The sequence below is a fragment of the Endozoicomonas sp. SESOKO4 genome (assembly GCF_024606275.1).
The window spans coordinates 1-4221 of sequence record NZ_JAHHPS010000467.1 but is presented as its reverse complement, the minus strand read 5'-3'; the positions used below and the strand labels follow the sequence as shown (position 1 = coordinate 4221).

At 49.4% G+C, this 4221-nt stretch carries 4 protein-coding genes; 1 reads left to right on the top strand and 3 read right to left on the bottom strand.

Translation table 11 applies throughout. The annotated features are described in order from the left end of the window. Positions 1-63: 63 nt before the first annotated feature. Both KDK16_RS08995 and KDK16_RS08990 read right to left on the bottom strand, forming a co-directional pair. The gene (locus tag KDK16_RS08995) at positions 64-267 is read right to left on the bottom strand and encodes a hypothetical protein (protein ID WP_257275691.1); all 204 of its coding nucleotides are present in this window, start codon (positions 265-267) and stop codon (positions 64-66) included. Positions 268-471: 204 nt separating this feature from the next. After that, positions 472-732, bottom strand: coding sequence for a hypothetical protein (locus tag KDK16_RS08990; RefSeq protein ID WP_257275690.1), 261 nt, complete (start codon positions 730-732; stop codon positions 472-474). 40 nt (positions 733-772) lie between these two features. On the opposite strand from KDK16_RS08990, the gene KDK16_RS08985 reads away from it, so the two are divergent. After that, the gene (locus tag KDK16_RS08985) at positions 773-3952 is read left to right on the top strand and encodes a hypothetical protein (protein WP_257275689.1); all 3180 of its coding nucleotides are present in this window, start codon (positions 773-775) and stop codon (positions 3950-3952) included. Here the strand turns inward: KDK16_RS08985 and KDK16_RS08980 are convergent. Then, positions 3949-4104 carry a hypothetical protein gene (locus KDK16_RS08980; protein WP_257275688.1) on the bottom strand — a complete coding sequence of 52 codons (156 nt, stop codon included), beginning with the start codon at positions 4102-4104 and terminating at the stop codon, positions 3949-3951. The two genes, KDK16_RS08985 and KDK16_RS08980, sit on opposite strands and share 4 nt — an antisense overlap. Positions 4105-4221: the final 117 nt, after the last annotated feature.

The following is a 4221-nucleotide window of genomic DNA, read 5'->3' as shown; positions in this document are numbered from 1 at the left end:
TTCTGAAGTTTCATCTGCTGTCCCATCGTCATCAGCACGGCCTTCAATCCGTGAATTGAGCACTCATTCTATAGCCAGAACTTCATCCAGTTCGGTGCCACTTTCTGAGGTTTTACCTGCTGCCCCATCGTCAACAGCGCAGCCTTCAACCAGTGAATTGAGCACGACTTCTATAGCCCGAACTTTGTCCGGTTCGGTGCCACCTTCTGAAGTTTCATCTGTTGTCTCAGCGTCATCAGCACAGCCTTCAAGCAGCGAATTGGGCACGACTTCTGTAGCCCGTACTTCATCCGGTTCAGTGTCACCTTCTCAAGCTTCATCTGCTGCCCCATCGTCATCAGCACAGCCTTCAACCCGTGAATTGAGTACTCGTTCTGTAGCCCATGCTTCACTCAGTTCGGTGTCACCTTCGGAAACTTCATCCGCTGCCCCATCGTCATCAGTACAGCCTTCAACCAGTGAGTTGAGTACTCATTCTATAGCCAGAACTTCATCCGGTTCGATGTCAACTTCTGAAGTTACATCCGCTGTCCTATCGTCATCAGCACAGCCTTCAACCAGTGAATTGAGCACGACTTCTGTAGCACGTACTTCATCCGGTTCGGTGTCACCTTCTGAGGTTTCATCCGCTGTCCCAGCATCATCGGCACAGCCTTTAACCAGCGAATTGATCACCACGTCTGTAGCTCGCACTTCAGCCAGTTCGGTATCACCTTCAGAAGCTTCATCCACCGCCCCATCTTCATCAGCACAGCCAACAATCAGCAAGGCCGTGACTATTGAGCTGGACAATAATAATTTCTATCAATACCTGAATGCTGACCACCCGGTCGAAGGTCGCTACGAGTTAATCAGTGATATCAACCTGAGCGAATTCACTCCCTGGGAACCCGTCGGCAATACCTCCAAACCGTTTTCTGTCACCCTCAATGGCAATGGCCACGTTATTTCCGGCCTCGAAGTTGCAACATCAGCAGATAACACAACCTCAGGCTTGTTCGGGTCGCTACGGGACAGCACCATCAGACAGATCCTGCTTAAACAACCAGAAGTGATCAGTTCCGGAAATACGAGCCCGACCGGTGCACTTGTGGGAGCGTTGAAAGACAGCAGGATTGAAGAGGTGGTCAATTATGCCGGAGCGATCAGAACGGGTGGCTATCACAGTCATGCCGGAGGTTTAGCGGGCAGTGTTTCCGGTAGTGTCATTCGCAATAGTGTCAACACCGCCGCCGTGTTCACAACCGGAAGCACCAGCACAGGCGGTATCGCTGGGGTGGCGGATCAGAGTTCTTCTGTATCAAACAACCTGAATATTGGAACAATAACTTCCAGAAGCCTGGATAACTCACCTGCCGGTGGCATTGTTGGAAGGCTGAAAGGCAATGGCGTTGCCAACAACAATGTGAACACCGGGGAGGTTAATGCTGGCCATACCGAAGATTCCGGAGGGATTGTAGGAAAAGCAGGATCAGCCAGACTGTTACATAACCTGAACACCGGAAAAATTGCCTCCGATTATTTGAGCGTTACTTCCTGGAAAAGAGCTGGGAGCATTGGCGGAATAGTAGGGTATACGGAAAGACAAACTCTGGTCAGCAAAAACCTCAACACAGGTAGCACGTCTGGAAAGCATAGCACCCAAGTGGGTGGAATAAGTGGGCAATCGGTCAACTCTAGCGTTGTTCAAAACGTAAATGCCGGAGCTGTCAGTTCTGACGGCAATCTTGCAGATATCGGAGGTATTGCCGGAGTAGCAAGGGGTGGAAGTATTCATGACAACCTGAATGCTGGACCAGTCATTGGGAAAGGGGATGATAGTCGGGCTGGCGGTATGTCCTCGCTGGCTCGTCGGGCCTCGGTTTATAACAATGTTAATACCGGCTTCATTAATTCAACTAGCCATCTAAGCCCGGCAGTTGCAAACGTTTACGAGGCAGACCTCATTGAAAATAATCTGGATACTTTCACAAAGTATTACCGGGTTTCTACTTTCGATTTCAATGGATATAATGCAGGTGTCGTAAGAGTATCGGAAAGTGCTCTCAAATCAGGCTTAAACGGCTTAAGCAGCAGGCTCTGGAATGCCGGTGATACAACAGAGCTGCCGATGCTCAGAGGTATTAACACCCCCTACCGTGAACTGGTCCGAATCAATGGCACCCAACCGACAAATAACCCGTTTCCCACCGTCCTGAATGAGTTCGCTGACCCTGGTGGCGCCGAAGACGCGACCTCTTTCAATCGTACTGTCTGGAACGGTCGACATGGTTATTTACCGTTTCCTAAAGTTTTCTCTGAACTGCAAACATTACAGGCCGTAATGGATTGCACACCAGGGGGATTTGACTGCAACGGGGTAAAGGACATCACAGCAACTCTGTTGGCTACAGCATTGACATCCGCAAAATTGTCATCTGCAAAGCCGCTCACCACTGAATTGACCACAGCTGCCGCAATCAGAGCCTTACCTGATTTGGAGTCACCATCAGACACAATATCGGCAAGATCATCCTCATCGGCACAGCCGCTAACCCGTCTATTGAGCACGGCTGCTGCATCCAGTGCCCTGCCTGACAGTACATCCCCCACAACCCATTCACTTGACCTGTCAAACTGCCAGCCACCAGAAGGCACACCACTCTTTCAAACCTATGACCCGGAAAGCCAACGGGTATACGTCGTCATTCAGCCTGAGTCGCCTTCCAAAGGGATTGTTCTGGCGCGCTATAAAGGTTCTGCACTGGACCAACAATTTGGCCAGTGCGGCATTGTGACTTACACAACCTCTGCCGACTACTCCAGACTACTGGATTCCTACCCGTCTCTGACAGGGCAGGTTATTCACGAAAAGACGGGCTCTCATCTGGTTCTTGTTGCAACAACACAGTCAGGAAAAGCAATTCTGTTCGAGTTCCCGTTAAGTGCTACCCGGAGCTACCGGGGAGAATTCACTGTACGTAACGACCTGTTCCCTGAAAGTGTGCAAATTAATGATACCGCTTATCATCAGGGCGCTATTTATTTTACAGGAACCCTCGATAACAGCCTGTTGGTGGGTCGTTACCAGCAGCGACGGATCTTTCTTTCTGAAAACAGTGGCTCGTATGATAAAGAACAAGGGATTCATTTAAAGCTATCCCAAGACGGCAAACGCCTTTATGTAACCAGTCAAAGTGAAGAAGATGCACCCGATCCTCTGTTTATCAGACAATACGACAGTCAACAGCTAAAACCCACTGCCTCTTTTGGCAACAATGGCAGAGGGATAATAGCCACCAATTACGATGACATGATCAACAGCCAGCAGGACATCCTGATACAAAAAGATCAGGTCTTCGTTGCCCTATACAGCCCTGAGGGAAAAAAACTTTCTATTCGCCGGTTCGCCAGTGACAATGGACAGATGGACAGTGCTTATATGATTGACGACAGTATTGATTTTCCTTCCCCCGCACCGGGTTCGTTCGCGACCGTCAGGCTGATAGCAACAGAAGATTATCTGCACGCCGTTATCTACAACAGCGATGGACGACTGACCGTATTGACCTACAAAGATCAGGTCAATAACCATCGTCTTGGCACCACGTTTAAACCCGCGACAGCCAATACTATGCGCCCGGTTTTTGTCGGTAACAAGGTCTATCTGGCTGTTGAAATTGATGATACCGGGGAAGGCAACGAGCGAGTTCGGATGCAAGAAATTGCTCTGGATCTGGAGGGTCTGGAGGGTCTGGGAAACGATAACCTTCAGAAACCTTATGATGATTTATCGCCTTCGCAATCCTCTTCAGACACTTCTGATTGGAAAACCGGGCTCATTATTGTCGGCGCTCTCGTAGTCGTTGCAACGGTTACGGTGATCGTAGCCATTAAGAAGTTTAAAAAGCAACCCCTTGGATCAGGAGCGGAAACCCACGAATTGATGCCCATAAAGGCTAATTCGGCTTAGCGCAAACCCGCATAAATGGCTCCCGGCAGGGCTGTCTGGTTATCCTTGCAAAAGACAGGATGACCTGCCCGACTCAGCCAGAAAAGGTTACCCCTGATCCCCCCCCTCTGCTCAAACTGGAACTTTTCCCGGTTGCCAACATGTTTCTGCATGATGGCTCCCCATAGTCTATATATACGAACACGAATACGACTAGTTCTCATCATTATTTTTTGTGGTACTTACTCAATGAATAACCGTTCGATGAAAGATCAGTATCGGCAAAGCCT

Bases quoted from the DNA above. Each gene is read 5' to 3' on its own strand.
- KDK16_RS08980 (WP_257275688.1), bottom strand. From the start codon at position 4,104: ATGCAGAAACATGTTGGCAACCGGGAAAAGTTCCAGTTTGAGCAGAGG.